Source organism: Guyparkeria sp. SB14A (genome assembly GCF_005096345.1).
GTDB classification, from domain to species: domain Bacteria; phylum Pseudomonadota; class Gammaproteobacteria; order Halothiobacillales; family Halothiobacillaceae; genus Guyparkeria; species Guyparkeria hydrothermalis.
Genome location: NZ_SWAW01000019.1, coordinates 1 through 17,410, shown reverse-complemented (window position 1 = coordinate 17,410; position 17,410 = coordinate 1). Strand labels below are relative to the sequence as shown.

General features: G+C 63.0%; 30 protein-coding genes and 1 pseudogene. 2 read left to right on the top strand and 29 right to left on the bottom strand.

The window, feature by feature from the left end; genetic code table 11:
- Positions 1-192: 192 nt before the first annotated feature.
- Entirely contained in the window at positions 193-2,241 is a 2,049-nt protein-coding gene (gene uvrB, locus FAZ79_RS08285) for an excinuclease ABC subunit UvrB (RefSeq protein WP_136867506.1), read from the top strand.
- Positions 2,242-2,330: 89 nt separating this feature from the next.
- Here uvrB and FAZ79_RS08280 read toward each other — a convergent pair whose 3' ends face one another.
- Positions 2,331-2,957, bottom strand: a complete 627-nt coding sequence (locus FAZ79_RS08280; protein WP_136867505.1) for a hypothetical protein — start codon at positions 2,955-2,957, stop codon at positions 2,331-2,333.
- A gap of 250 nt (positions 2,958-3,207) precedes the next feature.
- Here FAZ79_RS08280 and FAZ79_RS08275 point away from each other — a divergent pair, with 250 nt between their 5' ends.
- Positions 3,208-3,597 (top strand): DUF302 domain-containing protein, encoded by a 390-nt coding sequence (locus tag FAZ79_RS08275; RefSeq protein WP_136867504.1) that lies wholly within the window; start codon positions 3,208-3,210, stop codon positions 3,595-3,597.
- A gap of 97 nt (positions 3,598-3,694) precedes the next feature.
- On the opposite strand, the gene rplQ is transcribed toward FAZ79_RS08275, so the two are convergent.
- The 28 genes and pseudogenes from rplQ to tuf form a co-directional block, all read right to left on the bottom strand.
- The gene (rplQ, locus tag FAZ79_RS08270; RefSeq protein ID WP_136867503.1) at positions 3,695-4,093 is read right to left on the bottom strand and encodes a 50S ribosomal protein L17; all 399 of its coding nucleotides are present in this window, start codon (positions 4,091-4,093) and stop codon (positions 3,695-3,697) included.
- A gap of 24 nt (positions 4,094-4,117) precedes the next feature.
- Positions 4,118-5,113: a DNA-directed RNA polymerase subunit alpha gene (rpoA, locus tag FAZ79_RS08265; RefSeq protein WP_136867502.1), complete on the bottom strand. Its 996-nt coding sequence runs from the start codon at positions 5,111-5,113 to the stop codon at positions 4,118-4,120.
- Positions 5,114-5,133: 20 nt separating this feature from the next.
- Entirely contained in the window at positions 5,134-5,757 is a 624-nt protein-coding gene (gene rpsD, locus FAZ79_RS08260) for a 30S ribosomal protein S4 (protein ID WP_136867501.1), read from the bottom strand.
- Positions 5,758-5,785: 28 nt separating this feature from the next.
- The gene (gene rpsK, locus FAZ79_RS08255; protein ID WP_136867500.1) at positions 5,786-6,175 is read right to left on the bottom strand and encodes a 30S ribosomal protein S11; all 390 of its coding nucleotides are present in this window, start codon (positions 6,173-6,175) and stop codon (positions 5,786-5,788) included.
- A gap of 34 nt (positions 6,176-6,209) precedes the next feature.
- Complete coding sequence (gene rpsM, locus FAZ79_RS08250; protein WP_136867499.1) at positions 6,210-6,566, bottom strand: 30S ribosomal protein S13; 357 nt, start codon at positions 6,564-6,566, stop codon at positions 6,210-6,212.
- 79 nt (positions 6,567-6,645) lie between these two features.
- On the bottom strand, positions 6,646-7,980 hold the full coding sequence (gene secY / locus FAZ79_RS08245) for a preprotein translocase subunit SecY (RefSeq protein ID WP_136867498.1): 1,335 nt from the start codon (positions 7,978-7,980) through the stop codon (positions 6,646-6,648).
- A gap of 3 nt (positions 7,981-7,983) precedes the next feature.
- Positions 7,984-8,412 carry a 50S ribosomal protein L15 gene (rplO, locus tag FAZ79_RS08240; protein ID WP_136867497.1) on the bottom strand — a complete coding sequence of 143 codons (429 nt, stop codon included), beginning with the start codon at positions 8,410-8,412 and terminating at the stop codon, positions 7,984-7,986.
- Positions 8,412-8,609, bottom strand: coding sequence for a 50S ribosomal protein L30 (rpmD, locus tag FAZ79_RS08235; RefSeq protein ID WP_136867496.1), 198 nt, complete (start codon positions 8,607-8,609; stop codon positions 8,412-8,414). Before rpmD ends, rplO begins: the two co-directional genes overlap by 1 nt.
- A complete protein-coding gene (gene rpsE, locus FAZ79_RS08230; RefSeq protein ID WP_136867495.1) occupies positions 8,606-9,121 on the bottom strand; it encodes a 30S ribosomal protein S5 in 516 nt (171 codons plus the stop codon). Before rpsE ends, rpmD begins: the two co-directional genes overlap by 4 nt.
- A 13-nt stretch (positions 9,122-9,134) precedes the next feature.
- Positions 9,135-9,488, bottom strand: coding sequence for a 50S ribosomal protein L18 (gene rplR / locus FAZ79_RS08225; RefSeq protein ID WP_136867494.1), 354 nt, complete (start codon positions 9,486-9,488; stop codon positions 9,135-9,137).
- 14 nt (positions 9,489-9,502) lie between these two features.
- Entirely contained in the window at positions 9,503-10,030 is a 528-nt protein-coding gene (rplF, locus tag FAZ79_RS08220) for a 50S ribosomal protein L6 (protein WP_136867493.1), read from the bottom strand.
- A 15-nt stretch (positions 10,031-10,045) separates the two neighbouring features.
- A complete protein-coding gene (rpsH, locus tag FAZ79_RS08215; protein ID WP_136867492.1) occupies positions 10,046-10,438 on the bottom strand; it encodes a 30S ribosomal protein S8 in 393 nt (130 codons plus the stop codon).
- 12 nt (positions 10,439-10,450) lie between these two features.
- Positions 10,451-10,756, bottom strand: coding sequence for a 30S ribosomal protein S14 (gene rpsN, locus FAZ79_RS08210; RefSeq protein ID WP_136867491.1), 306 nt, complete (start codon positions 10,754-10,756; stop codon positions 10,451-10,453).
- Between the two features lie 18 nt (positions 10,757-10,774).
- Positions 10,775-11,314, bottom strand: coding sequence for a 50S ribosomal protein L5 (gene rplE, locus FAZ79_RS08205; protein WP_136867490.1), 540 nt, complete (start codon positions 11,312-11,314; stop codon positions 10,775-10,777).
- Between the two features lie 14 nt (positions 11,315-11,328).
- Positions 11,329-11,649 carry a 50S ribosomal protein L24 gene (rplX, locus tag FAZ79_RS08200; protein ID WP_136867489.1) on the bottom strand — a complete coding sequence of 107 codons (321 nt, stop codon included), beginning with the start codon at positions 11,647-11,649 and terminating at the stop codon, positions 11,329-11,331.
- A gap of 12 nt (positions 11,650-11,661) precedes the next feature.
- Positions 11,662-12,030 (bottom strand): 50S ribosomal protein L14, encoded by a 369-nt coding sequence (rplN, locus tag FAZ79_RS08195; protein ID WP_058574709.1) that lies wholly within the window; start codon positions 12,028-12,030, stop codon positions 11,662-11,664.
- A gap of 11 nt (positions 12,031-12,041) precedes the next feature.
- Positions 12,042-12,311 (bottom strand): 30S ribosomal protein S17, encoded by a 270-nt coding sequence (gene rpsQ, locus FAZ79_RS08190; protein ID WP_136867488.1) that lies wholly within the window; start codon positions 12,309-12,311, stop codon positions 12,042-12,044.
- A gap of 1 nt (position 12,312) precedes the next feature.
- Positions 12,313-12,504 carry a 50S ribosomal protein L29 gene (gene rpmC / locus FAZ79_RS08185; protein ID WP_136867487.1) on the bottom strand — a complete coding sequence of 64 codons (192 nt, stop codon included), beginning with the start codon at positions 12,502-12,504 and terminating at the stop codon, positions 12,313-12,315.
- A complete protein-coding gene (rplP, locus tag FAZ79_RS08180) occupies positions 12,504-12,917 on the bottom strand; it encodes a 50S ribosomal protein L16 (RefSeq protein ID WP_125199279.1) in 414 nt (137 codons plus the stop codon). Before rplP ends, rpmC begins: the two co-directional genes overlap by 1 nt.
- A 28-nt stretch (positions 12,918-12,945) precedes the next feature.
- Positions 12,946-13,617, bottom strand: coding sequence for a 30S ribosomal protein S3 (gene rpsC, locus FAZ79_RS08175; RefSeq protein ID WP_136867486.1), 672 nt, complete (start codon positions 13,615-13,617; stop codon positions 12,946-12,948).
- Between the two features lie 9 nt (positions 13,618-13,626).
- The gene (rplV, locus tag FAZ79_RS08170) at positions 13,627-13,959 is read right to left on the bottom strand and encodes a 50S ribosomal protein L22 (RefSeq protein ID WP_136867485.1); all 333 of its coding nucleotides are present in this window, start codon (positions 13,957-13,959) and stop codon (positions 13,627-13,629) included.
- A gap of 12 nt (positions 13,960-13,971) precedes the next feature.
- Entirely contained in the window at positions 13,972-14,247 is a 276-nt protein-coding gene (rpsS, locus tag FAZ79_RS08165; protein WP_136867484.1) for a 30S ribosomal protein S19, read from the bottom strand.
- Positions 14,248-14,267: 20 nt separating this feature from the next.
- Positions 14,268-15,095: a 50S ribosomal protein L2 gene (rplB, locus tag FAZ79_RS08160; RefSeq protein WP_136867483.1), complete on the bottom strand. Its 828-nt coding sequence runs from the start codon at positions 15,093-15,095 to the stop codon at positions 14,268-14,270.
- A 19-nt stretch (positions 15,096-15,114) separates the two neighbouring features.
- Positions 15,115-15,408, bottom strand: a complete 294-nt coding sequence (locus tag FAZ79_RS08155; RefSeq protein ID WP_136867482.1) for a 50S ribosomal protein L23 — start codon at positions 15,406-15,408, stop codon at positions 15,115-15,117.
- On the bottom strand, positions 15,405-16,013 hold the full coding sequence (gene rplD / locus FAZ79_RS08150) for a 50S ribosomal protein L4 (RefSeq protein ID WP_136867481.1): 609 nt from the start codon (positions 16,011-16,013) through the stop codon (positions 15,405-15,407). The genes FAZ79_RS08155 and rplD overlap by 4 nt, the downstream gene beginning before the upstream one ends.
- Positions 16,014-16,024: 11 nt before the next feature.
- A complete protein-coding gene (rplC, locus tag FAZ79_RS08145; protein WP_136867480.1) occupies positions 16,025-16,669 on the bottom strand; it encodes a 50S ribosomal protein L3 in 645 nt (214 codons plus the stop codon).
- Positions 16,670-16,844: 175 nt separating this feature from the next.
- Entirely contained in the window at positions 16,845-17,156 is a 312-nt protein-coding gene (gene rpsJ, locus FAZ79_RS08140) for a 30S ribosomal protein S10 (RefSeq protein ID WP_125199271.1), read from the bottom strand.
- Between the two features lie 6 nt (positions 17,157-17,162).
- Positions 17,163-17,410, bottom strand: a pseudogene (gene tuf / locus FAZ79_RS08135) (elongation factor Tu); the annotation flags it as partial.

Below are 17,410 nucleotides of genomic sequence, written 5' to 3'. Positions count from 1 at the left end.
CCGGTTCACACCGGCCAGTTCGGCTTGCCGCGGCCCCGGTTGAACGCCTGCCGGCGAGGCCAGCCAACGGGCGGTGTACGCACGCAGCGCCCCGGTTTGCGCGGCGCCCTGTCGGCACATCGTCCGCTCGGTCTGGGTTCGTCGGGCCGCGCCGCCGGAAAGGCGTGGCTCCAACCTATATACTCCCACCCCATGTCAGAACACCGTTTCCAGATCGCGACAGACTACCAGCCGGCCGGCGACCAGCCCCGCGCCATCGAGACCCTCGTCGAGGGCCTCAACGACGGGCTGATGCACCAGACCCTGCTCGGGGTGACCGGCTCGGGCAAGACCTTCACGATGGCCAACGTGATCAACGAGGTGCAGCGCCCGGCGATGGTGCTCGCGCCCAACAAGACACTGGCCGCGCAGCTGTACGGCGAGCTGAAGGGCTTCTTCCCGCACAACGCGGTGGAGTATTTCGTCTCCTACTACGACTACTACCAGCCCGAGGCCTACGTGCCGGCCTCGGACACCTTCATCGAGAAGGACGCCTCGGTGAACGAGCACATCGAGCAGATGCGCCTGTCGGCCACCAAGGCGCTGTTCGAGCGCCGCGACGTGATCATCGTCGCCACCGTCTCGTCGATCTACGGCCTGGGCGATCCCGAGGCCTATCTCAAGATGATCCTGCACCTGGTGCGCGGCGATCACGTCACCCAGCGCCAGATCGTCCGCCGGCTGGCCGAGATGCAGTACACCCGCAACGACATGGAATTCCGCCGCGGCACCTACCGCGTGCGCGGCGACGTGATCGACATCCACCCGGCCGAGGCCGACGACGAGGGCGTGCGCATCGAGCTGTTCGACGACGAGATCGAGCAGATCACGCTGTTCGACCCGCTCACCGGCCAGGTGCGCCGCCGGGTGCCGCGCTACACGGTCTACCCCTCCTCGCACTACGTCACGCCGCGCGAGCGGCTGCTGCACGCGATCGAGCAAATCAAGATCGAGCTGGGCGAGCGCCTCGAGGACCTCGAATCGCAGAACAAGCTGGTCGAGGCGCAGCGGCTGGCCCAACGCACCCGCTTCGACATCGAGATGATCCAGGAGCTCGGCTACTGCAACGGCATCGAGAACTACTCGCGCTATCTCTCCGGGCGCCAGCCGGGCGAGCCGCCGCCGTGTCTCTACGACTACCTGCCGTCCGATGCGCTGCTGATCATCGACGAGTCCCACGTGACCGTCCCGCAACTGGGCGGCATGTACAAGGGCGACCGTTCGCGCAAGGAAACGCTGGTCAACTTCGGTTTCCGCCTGCCCTCGGCGCTGGACAACCGGCCGCTGAAGTTCGAGGAGTTCGAGCGACTGATGCCGCAGACCGTCTACGTCTCGGCCACGCCCGGCCCCTACGAGGAGGCGCACGCCGACCAGGTCGCCGAGCAGGTGGTCCGCCCCACCGGGCTGGTCGATCCGCAGATCGAGGTTCGCCCGGTCGCGAGCCAGGTCGACGACCTGCTCTCCGAGATCCGCCTGCGGGCCGAGAAGAACCAGCGGGTGCTGGTCACCGTGCTCACCAAGCGCATGGCCGAGGACCTGACCGACTACCTGATGGAGCACGACGTGCGCGTGCGCTACCTGCACTCGGACATCGACACGGTCGAACGCGTCGAGATCATCCAGGACCTGCGCCTGGGCGAATTCGACGTGCTGGTGGGCATCAACCTGCTGCGCGAGGGGCTCGACATCCCCGAGGTGTCGCTGATCGGCATCCTCGATGCCGACAAGCAGGGGTTCCTGCGCTCGGAACGCTCGCTGATCCAGACCATCGGCCGGGCCGCGCGCAACCTAGAGGGCAAGGCGATCCTGTACGGCGACACCATCACGGATGCCATGCGCAAGGCGATCGACGAGACCGAGCGCCGCCGCGAGAAACAGCTGGCACACAACGAGGCGATGGGCATCACGCCGCGCGGCATCGAGAAAAGCGTCCAGGATATCCTCGAGGCCGGCGAATCCCGGATCCCCGGCGCCCGCCCGGGGCGCAAGCGTCGCGGGGCGGACAAGGCGGCCGAGGCGCCGGCCGACTACGCCACCCTGTCACCCGACCAGGCGGCCAAGCGGATCAAGCAGCTCGAGTCCGACATGCATCGGCATGCCCGCGACCTGGAGTTCGAGGCGGCCGCCCAGGCCCGAGACGAACTTCAGAAGCTCAAGGAAGCCTTCTTCGGCGCCACCGAACCGGGCTACAGCGACGATTGAGCCGACCCACCCGAGACGCAGTGGCAAGACAATAAAAAAGCCGACCCCGCCAGGGATCGGCCCTTATCGCCTCGACGTGCGACGGACGATTAACCGCCCTGACGCATCTCCATGGCCTTTTCGCGCAGCTGCTGCATTTCCTCGGCCTGGCGTTCCATCTTCGCGAACAGGTCCTTGGCCTGCGGGTTGTTCTCCTTCATCACCTGCTCGACCTCACCACGCAGGTCCTGCGCCATGCTCTGGACTTCCTCGTCCTGGAAGGCCTGCTGCTGACGCTGCTGGAACTCCTGCTGCTGCTGGCGGAATGCCTTGACCTCCTCCTCGGACGGCTGCTGCTCGCCACCCTGGTACTTGGCCATGGTGGCCTTCATCTCTTCGAATTCCTTCTCGGCATCGTAACCGCTGCTGGACATCTTCTCGGCGATCTTGGCCTGAAGCGCCTCGCGCTTCTCACCCAGCTCCGGGTTGTTCTCGTAGGCCTGCTGTTCCATTTCGCTCAGTTTTGCCTGCGTCTGCTGGAGCTCCTGTTGAACCGAGCGCATCTCTTCCATCAGCTGGCGCTGCTCGTCGGTCATTTCAGGCATCTGGCCCTGTTGACCACCATGCGGGGCAGCCTGACCGCCCTGCTGAGCCACGGCCGCGCCGCTGAAGGCGAGCGCAGCGGAGACGCCGGCAGCCATCATGGATTTGCGCAACTTCTGGTTCCAAACGGACATGCAATTACTCCTCGTTTAAATGATTCGGCTTTGCACCGGGGAGTGCCGGGTGCCGATCCCCGATAGAAACATGCGACAGGCCGATCGACGGGAAAGTTCCACAATCATGGGGACCCCCGTATATCGGCCGCCACGAAACCTTTTGCATCCTAGGAGACCCGGTGGCCGTGCGCAACCGGACCACCCGAGGAAGGCCAACCGCGGTTTGCTAAGCTAGCCTCGACCAAACCCGAATCGGAGACAACGATCCATGATCGACGAACACAAGAGCCCGCACGATTTCGAGACCACCTGCCAGCGCCTACACGACGCGGTACCGGCGAACGGCTTCGGACTGCTGCACACCCACGACATCCACGGCACCCTCAACGCCAAGGGCGTGGACTTTGCGCCGCAATGCCGTGTCTTCGAAGTGTGCAACCCCAAGCGCGCGGCCGAGGTATTGGCCGTGCGCATGGATCTCGCGAATGCCCTGCCCTGTCGGATTGCGGTCTACGAGCGTGACGGCGACGTGATCGTCTCCATGATCCGTCCCACCGCCATGCTCGCGATGCTTAGCGACGACGCCAACCTCGCCAAGGTCGCCGCCGAGGTCGAGAAGACGATGAACAACATGCTGACAGAGACCGTGGGCAGCTGACGGATCGACGGCCACTGCATACAAAAAGCCCGCCGGATGGCGGGCTTTTTTCATTGCCAGGCCTCGACGGCCCGGCGGCGCGGGGCACACCGTGCCCTTACTCGGCGGCAGCCTCTTCGGCCACTTCGGCCGGCTCGGCGCTACGCTCGACCAGTTCGACGTAGGCCATCGGGGCGGCGTCCCCGGCGCGGTAGCCGCACTTGAGGATGCGCAGGTAGCCACCGTTGCGCTCTTTGAAGCGCGGACCGACGTCGGTGAACAGCTTGCCGACGGTGGCCTTGTTGCCGACCTTCGCGAAGGCCTGACGGCGTGCATGGACGCTGTCTTCCTTCGCCAGGGTGATCAGCGGCTCGGCGACGCGACGCAGCTCTTTGGCCTTGGGAACCGTGGTCTTGATGACCTCGTGCTCGATCAGGGCGTTGGTGAGCGAACGCATCAGCGCCTTGCGCTGCGAGGCGTTGCGACCCAACTGCCGACCGGATTGACGATGACGCATGTCAAATACTCCAAAAAATTTCGTTCAAATCTTGGATTCGCTCAGATTCTGGAGCTCGGCCGGCGGCCAGTTCTCCAGTTTCTGCCCCAGGGACAGGCCCTGCTTGGCGAGCACGTCCTTGATCTCCGTCAGGGACTTCTTGCCAAGGTTCGGGGTCTTGAGCAATTCCATTTCCGACCGCTGGATCAGGTCGCCGATGTAGTAGATGTTCTCCGCCTTGAGGCAGTTGGCCGAACGCACGGTCAGCTCCAGGTCGTCTACCGGGCGCAGCAGCACCGGATCGACCGACGGGGCCTGCTCCTCGACCGGCTCGGCCTTCTCGGCCTTGAGATCGACCAGAACGGACAGCTGGTCAACCAGGATGCCGGCCGCCTGGCGGATCGCGTCCTCGGCGGAGATCGAACCGTTGGTCTCGATGTCGAGCACCAGCGAGTCAAGGTCAGTGCGCTGCTCAACACGCGCCCGCTCGACCGAGTAGGCCACGCGACGCAGCGGCGAGAACGACGCGTCGATCAGCAGGCGACCGACGGTCGTCTCCTCGTCTTCACGACGGGCGCTGGCCGGGACATAGCCCATGCCACGCTCGACCTTGAAGGTCATGTTCAGCTCGGCGTCGTCGCGCAGGGTGGCGATGACGTGATCCGGATTCATGATCTCGACCGAGTGATCCGCCTTGATGTCGGCGGCGGTCACGGTTCCCGGCCCGGTCTTCTTGATGCTCAGTACCGCTTCGTCGCGGCCGTGCATCGTGATCGACAGGCCCTTGAGGTTGAGCAGGATCTCGAGCACGTCCTCCTGGACACCCTCGAGGGCACTGTACTCGTGCAGGATGCCTTCGATTTCCGCCTCAGTGACGGCCACGCCCGGGATGGACGAGAGCAGGATACGCCGCAACGCATTGCCCAGCGTGTAGCCAAACCCACGCTCCAACGGCTCCAGTACGACGCGCGCATGGGTGTCGTCGATCGTTTCCACGTCGACCAGGCGCGGCTTGAGAAGCTCTGTAGAACCCAGTTGCATTACGTACCCCCGAAAACCGTTTACTTCGAATACAGCTCGACAACGAGCGATTCGTTGATGTCCGCCGGCAGTTCATCCCGAGTCGGGACGGCCTTGAAGACGCCTTCCATCTTGCTGGAATCGACCGAGACCCACGGCACGATTTCGCGCTGGGCGGCCAGCTCGAGGGCATCCTTGACGCGCTGCTGCTTCTTCGCCTTTTCGCGAACGGAAACCACGTCGTCAGCGGCCACCTGGTAGGACGGGATGTTAACCACCTCGCCGTTGACCAGCAGGCCGCGATGCGAGACCAGCTGACGCGCCTCGGCGCGGGTCGCGCCGAAGCCCATGCGGTACGCGACGTTGTCCAGGCGGCACTCGAGGATCTGCAGAAGGTTCTCGCCGGTGGAGCCCTTCATCTGCGCAGCGCGCTTGTAGTAGTTGCGGAACTGGCGCTCGAGAACGCCGTAGATGCGGCGCAGCTTCTGCTTTTCGCGCAGCTGCAGACCGTAGTCCGACACCTTCTGGCGACGGCCGGAGCCGTGCTGACCAGGGGCGCGGTCGTGGTGGCACTTGTCTTCCAGTGCGCGGACGCCGGACTTGAGGAAAAGATCCGTGCCCTCGCGACGGGCGAGTTTACAAGTAGGACCGAGATAACGAGCCATAAGTCAAATACTCCTTACGAACGCACCGTCAAACGCGACGCTTTTTGGGCGGACGGCAACCATTGTGCGGGATGGGGGTAACGTCGGTGATCACGCCCACCTTGAAGCCCACGGCGTTCAGCGCGCGGATGGTCGACTCGCGACCCGGGCCGGGGCCCTTCACTTCAACGTCGACGTTCTTGACCCCATACACCTTGGCCGCCTCGCCGGCACGTTCGGCCGCCACCTGGGCGGCGAACGGGGTCGACTTGCGGGAACCGCGGAAACCCGAGCCTCCGGAAGTCGCCCAGCTGAGGGTGTTGCCCTGACGGTCGGTGATCGTCACGATCGTGTTGTTGAACGACGCATGGATATGCGCGATCGCATCGGTGACGACGCGTTTTACCTTTTTACGGGTAGTTTGACTTGCTTTAGCCATTAAAATCCTACTCTCGAAAGAATATTAAGCCTGATTAGCGCTTGACCAGGCGACGCGGACCCTTGCGAGTCCGTGCGTTCGTGCGTGTGCGCTGACCACGCAGCGGCAGACCACGGCGATGACGCAGACCACGATAGCAACCAAGGTCCATCAGACGCTTGATGTTCATGGAGACGTCGCGACGCAGGTCGCCTTCGACTACATACTTGCCGACTTCCGCACGCAGGGCCTCAACCTCTGCCTCGGACAGGTCGCGCACCTTGCGATCCTCGGCCACGCCGGTGGCTTCGCAGATCTGCTTGGCGCGGGTCCGACCGATTCCGTAGATGGAAGTCAGGCCAATGACCACATGTTTCTGAACGGGAATGTTGATCCCAGCAATACGTGCCATCGATATATCACCCCAAAAAAGAGCGCGAGAGCTTAACGCAACGCGCCGTCAATAGCAAACGGAAACGACGGGCCGTCGATTACAGCCCGTTCTTGAAATGTGCCTTGCGAACCAGGCTGTCGTACTGGTGCGAAACCAGGTGCGACTGGACCTGCGACATGAAGTCCATCAGCACGATCACGATGATCAGCAGGGAGGTGCCGCCGAAGTAGAACGGCACGTTCCAGTACAGGATCAGGAATTCCGGCAACAGGCAGACCGCGGTGATGTAGATCGCGCCCCAGAACGTCAGGCGGGTCAACACCTTGTCCACGTAGCGGGCGGTCTGCTCACCCGGGCGAATACCCGGCACGAACGCGCCCGAACGCTTCAGGTTGTCCGCGGTTTCGCGGGCATTAAACACCAACGCGGTGTAGAAGAAGCAGAAGAAGATGATCGCCGCGGCATAGAACAGCACATACAGCGGCTGACCCGGCGAGAGGGTGTTCGACAGGTCGGCGAGCCAACCCATGCCTTCCTGCTGACCGAACCAGTTACCCACCGTCGCCGGGAACAGGATGATGCTCGAGGCGAAGATCGGCGGGATGACCCCGGCCATGTTCAACTTCAACGGCAGGTGGGACGACTGCTGTCCGGCCATGCCGCGACCCTGCTGGCGCCGCGCGTAGTTCACCGTGATGCGGCGCTGGCCACGCTCGACAAAGACCACGAAGGCGGTCACCGCGAGGATCAGCACGCCCAGGATCAGCATGGTGAAGACATGCAACTCACCGGTGCGCACCAGCTCGGCCGTGCCGCCGATCGCGCTGGGCAGGCCGGCCACGATCCCGGCGAAGATGATCAGGGAGATGCCGTTGCCCACACCGCGCTCGGTAATCTGCTCACCTAGCCAGACCAGCAGCATGGTGCCGCTCACCAGCGTCAGGGTGGCAATGAACACGAAACCGATGCCCGGCGCGAACACCAGCGGCGACCCACCGACCGACTGACCCTGCAACGCGATCGATACGCCCAACGCCTGGACCAGGCCCAGGCCGAGCGTGCCGTAGCGGGTGTACTGAGTGATCTTGCGCCGACCGGCCTCGCCTTCCTTCTTCAGCTTCTCCAGCGAGGGCACCACCGCGGTGAGCAGTTGGACGATGATCGCCGCCGAGATGTACGGCATCACACCCAGGGCAAACAGGGACATGCGCGAGAGCGCCCCGCCGGAGAACATGTTCACCATGCCCAGGATCCCGCCGGAGTTCTGCTCGAACAGCGCCTTCATGACGTCCACGTCGATGCCCGGCAGCGGGATGAACGTCCCGATGCGGTACACCACGAGCACCATGATGACGAAGAAAATACGTTGCCGGAGCTCGGTCAACCGACCGGCCCCGGCAAGTGCGCCTATCCCTGAGTTTGCCTGTGCCACACCTTACTCCGCTGAACCACCGGCGGCTTCAATCGCCTGGCGGGCACCCTTGGTGATCGCCAGACCCTTGACCTGCAGCTTCTTCTCCACGTCACCCTGCAGGATGATCTTGACGCTCTTGACGTCGTTGCGGATCAGGTTCGCGGCCTTGAGGGACTCGAGCGTGACCTCGCCGTCGAGCCGGTTGAGTTCCGCGGTGCGGATCTCGGCGCGATACAGCGACTTGGCCGCCTTGAAGCCCATCTTCGGCAGGCGACGCTGCAGCGGCATCTGACCGCCTTCGAAGCCGGTCTTGTGGAAGCCGCCGGAGCGGGACTTCTGGCCCTTGTGACCACGACCGCCAGTCTTGCCCAGCCCGGAACCGATGCCGCGACCGACGCGGTTGGCGTCCTTGCGGCTACCCTCGGCGGGGGAAAGTTTGTTCAAACGCATTACTTCGCTTCCTGTACGTCGAGCATGTAGTGGACGCGATTGATCATGCCCCGGTTCTCCGGGGTATCGGCCACTTCCACCTCTTGGTGCATACGGCGGATGCCCAGCCCGCGAACGCAGGCCTTGTGGGATTCGAGCCGATTGTTCATCGACCGAACCAGGCGCACCCGGATCTTGCCATTAGCCTTCTGACTCATGCCTCATCCCCCAGGATTTCCTCGACGCGCTTGCCGCGCTTGGCGGCGACCGCTTCCGGCGACTGGATCTGGGAGAGACCGTTGATGGTCGCCCGAATCACGTTCATGTGATTGCGGGTCCCGATGCACTTGGCCAGAACGTTGCGCACACCGGCTGCCTCGAACACGGCGCGCATCGCGCCACCGGCGATGACACCGGTACCTTCGGAGGCCGGCTTCATGAATACTCGACCGGCGCCGTGACGACCCTTGGTCTGATAGTACAGGGTTCCGTCACGCAGGGGCACATCGATCATGCTGTTGCGAGCACGGTCCATGGCCTTCTGGATCGCAGCCGGGACTTCTTTGGCCTTGCCGTAGCCATAGCCAACCCGGCCTTCGCCGTCACCCACCACGGTCAGCGCGGTGAACGAGAACTGGCGACCACCCTTGACCACCTTGGACACGCGGTTGATCGTGACCAGCTTCTCGATCAGGCCTTCGTTCGAGACGTCGTTTGCATTACGGCTCATTGCTTACACCTCTTTAGAACTTCAGGCCGGCTTCGCGTGCCGCGTCGGCAACTGCCTTGACACGCCCGTGGTAAATGAAACCCGAGCGATCGAACGCCACGGACTCGATGCCCTTTTCCAGGGCGGCCTTGGCGATGGCCTCGCCCACCTTCTTGGCGGCGGCGACGTTGCCACCGTACTCGCCATCGGCGAGCACGCCCTTGCCGACCGTGGAGGCGGTCGCTACCACCTGGCCTTCCGGTGCGAAGACCTGGGCGTAGGTGTGGTTGCTGCTCCGGTGCACGCTCAGGCGATGCACGCCGAGCTGCTTGATCTTGGCCCGGGCGCGACGTGCGCGGCGCAGCCGCTGTTTGGTACTTTCGTTCATCGCGTCACCCTCGATTATTTCTTCTTGGCTTCCTTACGCAGGATGCGCTCATCCGCGTACTTCACGCCCTTACCCTTGTAAGGCTCCGGCGGACGCAGCGCCCGCACATTGGAAGCCACCTGGCCGACCTTCTGCTTGTCCGCGCCCTTGATGACGATTTCGGTCGCCGACGGGGTTTCCGCGGTGACACCGTCCGGCAGCGGGTAGTCGATCGGATGCGAGAAACCCAGCTGCAGATTCAGGGTACGGCCCTGGACCTGAGCGCGGTAACCGACGCCGACCAGTTGAAGCTTGATCTCGAACCCGTTGGCGACACCGTCAACGCTGCCCTGTGCCAGAGAGCGCATGGTACCCGCCATCGGGATGTTGTCTTCGCTGTTCGGAGTGAACCGGATCTGGTTGTCCTCGAAGGTCACGCCGACCGTCGGGTGTACGTTCAGGGTCAGCTCACCGTTCTTTCCCTTGAAGGACAGAACCTGGTCTTCGAGCTTGACCTCGACACCCTTGGGGACCGCGACCGGCTTTCGTGCTACTCGACTCATAAATCCCCCAACCGGTTACGATACAAAGCAGACGACTTCGCCACCGATGTTGCGGCGACGTGCTTCACGGTCCGGCATCACACCCTCGGAGGTGGAAACCACGGCAACGCCGAGGCCACCGATGACCTGCGGCAGGTTCTCGGCGCCGAAGAACTTGCGCGAACCCGGACGGGACACGCGGTTCAGCTTCTCGATGACCGGCTTGCCCTCGAAGTAACGCAGGCCGATGACCAGCGTCGGCTTCTTGTCGCCCTCGACGCGGACGTCGGCCACGTAGCCCTCGGCAAGCAGGGTCTCGGCAACCGCCTTCTTGAACTTGGAGGCCGGCATGCGGACCTCGGTCTTGCGCGCGGCCTGGCCGTTGCGGATGCGCGTCAGCATGTCCGCGATCGGATCGTTCATACTCATAACGCGTTCTCCTTACCAGCTCGACTTGCGCAGGCCCGGGATTTCCCCGGCCATTGCCAGTTGGCGCAGCTTGTTGCGACCCATGCCAAACTTCCGGTAGACGCCCTTCGGACGGCCGGTCAGCGCACAACGGCGCACCTGGCGGGTGTAAGAAGAATCACGCGGCAGCTTGGCCAGCGCGGCGGAGGCCGCCATCTTCTCGTCGAAATCCACCTCGGGATCGGCGACGATCGCGCGCAGCTTGGCGCGCTTGTCGGCGTACTGGCGAGCAAGCTTCTGGCGCTTGACCTCGCGAGCAATCATGCTTTTCTTAGCCATAGTCTCGTTTCGTCTCTGTTAACGACGGAAGGGGAAACCGAAGCCGTCGAGCAGTGCCCGGGCCTGGTCGTTGTCCTTCGCGGTCGTCGTGATCGTGATATCCATACCCCGGACCTGATCGACCTTGTCGAAATCAATTTCCGGGAAGATGATCTGTTCGCGAACCCCGAGGCTGTAGTTGCCACGGCCATCGAACGACTTCGGGGAAAGACCCCGGAAGTCGCGGATGCGGGGACTCGCCACATGGATCAACCGATCGAGGAATTCGTACATGGTACGTCCCCTGAGGGTGACCTTGACACCCAGCGGCATGCCTTCGCGAAGCTTGAAGCCCGCGATCGACTTGCGCGCATACGTCACCACCGGCTTTTGACCGGTGATCAGGCCGAGTTCTTCCACTGCGTTATCGATTACCTTCTTGTCACGAGCGGAATCACCCAGGCCCATGTTCAACGTAATCTTGGTCAGCTTCGGAACGGCCATTACGTTGTCGAGTTCGAGCTTCTTGGCGAGCTCGCCACGCAACGTCTTGGAGTAGTATTCCTGAAGTCGAGCCATTTCTCTGTTTCCTGTTAAGCGTCAACGACTTCGCCGTTGGATTTGAAATAACGAACCTTTCGACCGTCTTCAAGCGTCTTGAAGCCGACCCGGTCGCCTTTTTCGGAGGCCGGATTAAACAGCATCACGTTGGAGATATCAACTGGCTTCTCCATTTCGATGATGCCGCCAGTCCGACCGATCATCGGATTGGGCTTCTGGTGCTTCTTCACCATGTTGACCCCTTCGACGACCACTCGGGCTCCGTCTTCGACGACCCGCAGCACCGTGCCGCGACGCCCCTTGTCTTTACCGGTGACGACGACCACGTCGTCGCCTTGGCGAATCTTGCGCATCTCGACCCCCTCTTAAATCACTTCTGGCGCGAGCGAGACGATCTTCATGAACTTCTCGCCACGCAGCTCACGGGTGACCGGGCCAAAGATCCGGGTACCGATCGGCTGCAGCTGGGCGTTCAGAAGAACCGCCGCGTTGCCGTCGAACCGGATCAGCGACCCGTCCGGACGACGCACGCCCTTGGCCGTACGGACAACCACCGCGTTGTAGACCTCGCCCTTCTTGACGCGGCCACGCGGGATCGCGTCCTTCACGGACACCTTGATTACGTCGCCGATCTCGGCGTAACGACGATGCGAGCCACCCAGCACCTTGATGCACTGGACCTTGCGCGCGCCGCTGTTATCTGCCGAATTCAGCACTGTTTGCATCTGAATCATGACGAAACTCCTTACTCAGCAGAGCGTTCGACAACGCGGACCAGGGTCCAGCTCTTGTTTTTGGAGATCGGCCGCGTCTCGCGAACTTCAACGCGGTCGCCCTGGCGACAGGTGTTCTCTTCGTCGTGCACGCGCAGCTTGGTGGTGCGCGTCATGTACTTGCCGTACAGCGGGTGCTGCACGCGACGCTCGACCGCGACGGTGATGGACTTGTCGCCCTTGTCGCTGACCACCACACCTTCACGGGTGCGGACATTCTTTTCTTCGGATACCGTCGTCATCTCAGGCACGCTCCTTTTCCGCAATCACGGTCTTGATACGAGCAACGTTGCGACGCGCCTCGCGCGCCAGGTGAGTCTTCACTTCCTGGCCCGTGGCATGTTGCATGCGCAGGTTGAATTGCTCGCGCTTGACGGCCAGCAGCTCTTCGCGCAGCTCGTCGACGGATTTCTCACGCAATTCTGTTGCCTTCATCACATCACCAACCGTGTTACGAACGTGGTCTTCACGGGCAGCTTGGCGGAAGCGCGCTCGAAAGCCTCGCGCGCGACGTCCTCGCTGACCCCCTCGATTTCATACAGCATCTTGCCCGGCTGCACCTTGGCAACCCAGTGCTCGACGCTGCCCTTGCCCTTACCCATACGGACTTCCAGGGGCTTCTGGGTAATCGGGGTGTCCGGGAAGATCCGGATCCAGATCTTACCGCCCCGCTTCACGTGACGAGAGATGGCGCGACGGCCGGCCTCGATCTGACGGGAAGTAATGTTTCCGCGCTCAAGGGTCTTCAGGCCGAATTCGCCGAAGCTCACCTTGTTGCCGTTATTGGCAACGCCGCGATTCTTGCCCTTGAACTGCTTGCGGAATTTTGTACGTTTTGGCAGCAGCATTTTTCAAAGCTCCACTTCAATTCGTTGATCAGGCGGCCGACTTGCCGTCGTCGCTGCCCGGCACACCGAACACCTCGCCTTTGAAAATCCAGACCTTGACACCGATGATGCCGTAGGTGGTCTGGGCCTCTGCCATGCCGTAATCGATATCCGCACGCAGCGTGTGCAGCGGCACGCGGCCCTCGCGGTACCACTCGGTACGCGCGATCTCGGCGCCACCCAGGCGACCGGCCACGTTGACCTTCACGCCGCCCGCGCCGAGGCGCATGGTGGTCTGAACCGCGCGCTTCATCGCACGACGGAACATGACGCGACGCTCGAGCTGCTGAGCAATGGACTCGGCGACCAGTTGCGCGTCCAGCTCCGGCTTGCGGATCTCTTCGACCGAGACCTTCACCGCGCTGCGCTCCAGGCCCAGCATCGGGGCGATCTCGGTGCGCAGGCGCTCGATGTCCTCACCCTTGCGGCCGATGACGATGCCCGGGCGCGCGGTGTGGATGGTGACCGCGGCCGAACGGGCCGGGCGCTCGATCTGAACCCGCGAGACGGAAGCGTCCTTCAGGCGCTGACGAATGTACTTGCGCGTACGGACGTCCTGCTCGAGGTGCTCGGAAAAACTCTTGTTGTCGGCGTACCAGCGAGAGCTCCAGTCGGAGGAGATCCCAAGCCGGAAGCCTACCGGATGTACTTTGTGACCCATGACTGCTCCTTAGCGCTCGCTGACGACGACTTTGATGTGGCTGGTCCGCTTGAGGATCCGCACACCGCGGCCTTTCGCCCGCGCACGGAATCGCTTCAGGGTCGGGCCTTCGTCGACCATGATCTCGGAGATGCACAGACGGTCGACGTCCGCGCCCTCGTTGTTTTCGGCATTCGCGATCGCCGACTCGACGACCTTGCGAATGATCGCGGCACCCTTCTTGGTCGAGAACTGGAGCGACTCCAGTGCGTTGGCGACATTGACGCCACGCACCTGGTCGGCCACCAGGCGAGCCTTCTGCGGGGAGATCCGGGCAAACCGGTGTAGTGCTACTGCTTGCATCACGGAACCTCCTTAACGCTTGGCTTTCTTGTCGGCGGCATGACCACGGTAAGTGCGCGTGGGTGCGTACTCGCCGAGTTTCTGGCCAACCATGTTCTCGTTGATCAGCACCGGAACGTGCTGACGACCGTTGTGCACCGCGATGGTCAACCCGATCATGTCGGGAAGAATCATCGAGCGGCGCGACCAGGTCTTTATGGGCCGGCGGCTGTTGGCGGCCGCGGCCTCTTCCACTTTCTTCATCAGGTGATGGTCCACGAAGGGACCTTTCTTGAGTGAACGTGGCACCTTGAAGCCCTCTTATTGCGTTATTTCTTGTTACGACGGCGAACGATGTACTTGTCAGTACGCTTGTTCGTACGCGTCTTGTAACCCTTGGTCGGCACACCCCAGGGCGTGACCGGATGACGGCCGCCGGAGGTGCGACCTTCACCACCCCCGTGCGGGTGATCCACCGGGTTCATGACCACACCGCGAACGGTGGGACGAACCCCGCGCCAGCGCTTGGCGCCGGCCTTGCCGAGCTGGCGAAGGCTGTGCTCCTGGTTGGACACCTCGCCCACCGTCGCACGGCACTCGGAGAGCACCTTGCGCATCTCGCCGGAGCGCAGACGCAGGGTGGCGTAGTTGCCGTCACGAGCAACCAGCTGGACGGCGCCGCCGGCACTGCGTGCCAGCTGGGCGCCCTTGCCCGGCTTGAGCTCGATCGCGTGGATGGTGGTACCAACCGGGATCGAGTACAGCGGCAGGGCGTTGCCCGGACGGATCGGCGCGTCGACGCCGGAAACGATCGCCTGGCCCACCTCGACGCCACGCGGCGCGATGATGTAGCGACGCTCGCCGTCGGCGTACTTCAGCAGCGCGATGTGCGCCGAGCGGTTCGGATCGTGCTCGATGCGCTCAACCTGGGCGGGAACACCGTCCTTGTTGCGCTTGAAGTCGATCTTGCGGTAGTGCTGCTTGTGGCCACCGCCCACGTGACGGGTGGTGATGCGGCCGGCGTTGTTACGGCCGCCCGAACCATGCTTCTTCTCGAGCAGCGGCGCGTAGCCCTTGCCCTTGTAGAGCTTGGAACGATCTACCTCGACGACGCCACGGCGACCCGGAGAAGTCGGTTTTGCAACTTTCAAAGCCATGAGTTGAATCCCCTACTGTTTAGCCGGCCGCGCCGAAATCGATGGTCTGACCTTCGGCGAGCGTGACGTAGGCCTTCTTGGTGTCGGCGCGACGACCCGGCATGCCGCGGAAGCGGCGGGTCTTGCCCCGCTGGTTGACGACCTGAACGGCCTCGACGTTGACCTCGAACACCTTCTCGACGGCCGCCTTGATCTGCGGCTTGGAGGCGGAGGTCGCCACCTGGAAAACGTACTGGTTGAACTCGCCGGCGCGGGCGGTCTTTTCGGTGACCACCGGGGCGCGCAGCACGTCGTAAAGCATTTCCGAATTCATGACAGCCACTCCTCAACCATCTTCAGCGCGCCCTGGGTGATGACGACCTTGTCGGCGTCGACCAGGCTGACCGGGTCCAGCGTGCCGGCGGTGCGGTAACCCAGCTCGACCACGTTGCGGGAACCCAGCAGCAGTGCCTCGTCCATCGCCTCGGTGACGATCAGGCGCTTGCCCTTTTCCAGACCGAGATCGTTGAGTGCCTTGACGACCTGCTTGGTCTTCGGGGCATCCACGGTCAACGACTCGACCACGACCAGGCGATCCTGGCGCAGCAGCTCGGAGAAGATCGAACGCATTGCGGCGCGGTACGCCTTGCGGTTCATCTTCTGCGAAAAGTCACGCGGACGAGCGGCGAAGGTGACGCCACCGGTGCGCCAGATCGGCCCACGGGTGGTGCCCGCACGGGCGCGCCCGGTGCCCTTCTGACGCCACGGCTTGGTGTTGCCACCGGAAACTTCGGAGCGGCTCAGCTGCTTCTTGGTACCGGCGCGACCACCGGCGAGGAATGCGACAACGGCCTGGTGAACCAGCGCCTCGTTGTATTCCCGGCCGAAGACCTGCTCGGAGACGTTCAGCGCGGAACCGTTCTTGACTTGGATATCCATACCTGCCGACCTCACGCTTTGATCTTGACCGAGGGACGAACGAGCACGTCGCCACCGGTGGCGCCGGGAACGGCACCCTTGACCAGCAGCAGACCGTTCTCGACGTCAACGCGAACCACCTTGAGGTTCATCGCGGAGACGCGCTCGTCACCCATGTGACCGGCCATCTTCTTGCCCTTGAACACGCGACCCGGGGTCTGGTTCTGACCGATGGAACCCGGCACGCGGTGGGACAGCGAGTTACCGTGAGTGGCATCCTGCGTACGGAAGTTGTGACGCTTAACCGTACCCGCAAAGCCTTTACCCTTGCTGGTACCGGTGACGTCAACCGCCGGCACGTCGTTGAAGATCTCGACCGTGATTTCGTTGCCCGCCTCGTAGTTGGCAAGCACGTCCTCGTCCACGCGGAACTCGCGCACGGCACGACCGGCAGCGACGGACGCGTTGGCGAAGTGACCCGCCATCGGCTTAGTCACACGGCCCGGGCGGCGCTCGCCGACCGTTACCTGAAGCGCGGTGTACCCGTCGACATCATCAACCTTTTTCTGAGTCACACGGTTCGGCTCGACCTCGATGACGGTGACCGGCGTGGAAGCACCGGACTCGTCAAATACTCGGGTCATGCCGACCTTACGACCGACAACACCTAAAGCCATTGTTGTTTCCTCTTATGCACTTCGACGCCGATTTCGATTGACCGGATCGCCGGAAAAAACCAGCCCGACGCGGTTTGAGCACGCATCGGGCTGAACAAGAGCGCGGCACTATAACAGAAAACGCGCCGGGCCAAAAGGCTTTTGGCCGGCGCGTTTCGGGTGCCCTGGGGGCGGATCAGTTCAGACGGATCTGAACATCCACGCCTGCTGCCAGGTCAAGCTGCATCAACAGGTCGACCGTCTTGTCGGTCGGGTCGACGATGTCGAGTACGCGCTTGTGGGTGCGGATCTCGTACTGGTCACGCGCGTCCTTGTTGACGTGCGGCGAGGTCAGTACGGTGTACCGCTCCTTGCGGGTCGGCAGCGGGATCGGCCCCTTGATCCGCGCGCCACTGCGGCGCGCGGTCTCGACGATCTCCGCGGTCGAACGGTCGATCAGACGGTGATCGAAGCTCTTCAGCCGGATGCGAATCGTTTGTCCTGACATACTTAATTACTCGATGATCTTGGAAACGACGCCGGCGCCGACGGTGCGGCCGCCTTCGCGGACGGCAAAGCGCAGACCTTCTTCCATCGCGATCGGCGCGATCAGCGTAACGGTCATCGCCACGTTGTCACCCGGCATGACCATCTCGGTGCCTTCCGGCAGCTCGCAAGCGCCAGTCACGTCGGTGGTGCGGAAGTAGAACTGCGGGCGGTAGCCGTTGAAGAACGGGGTGTGACGACCACCCTCTTCCTTCG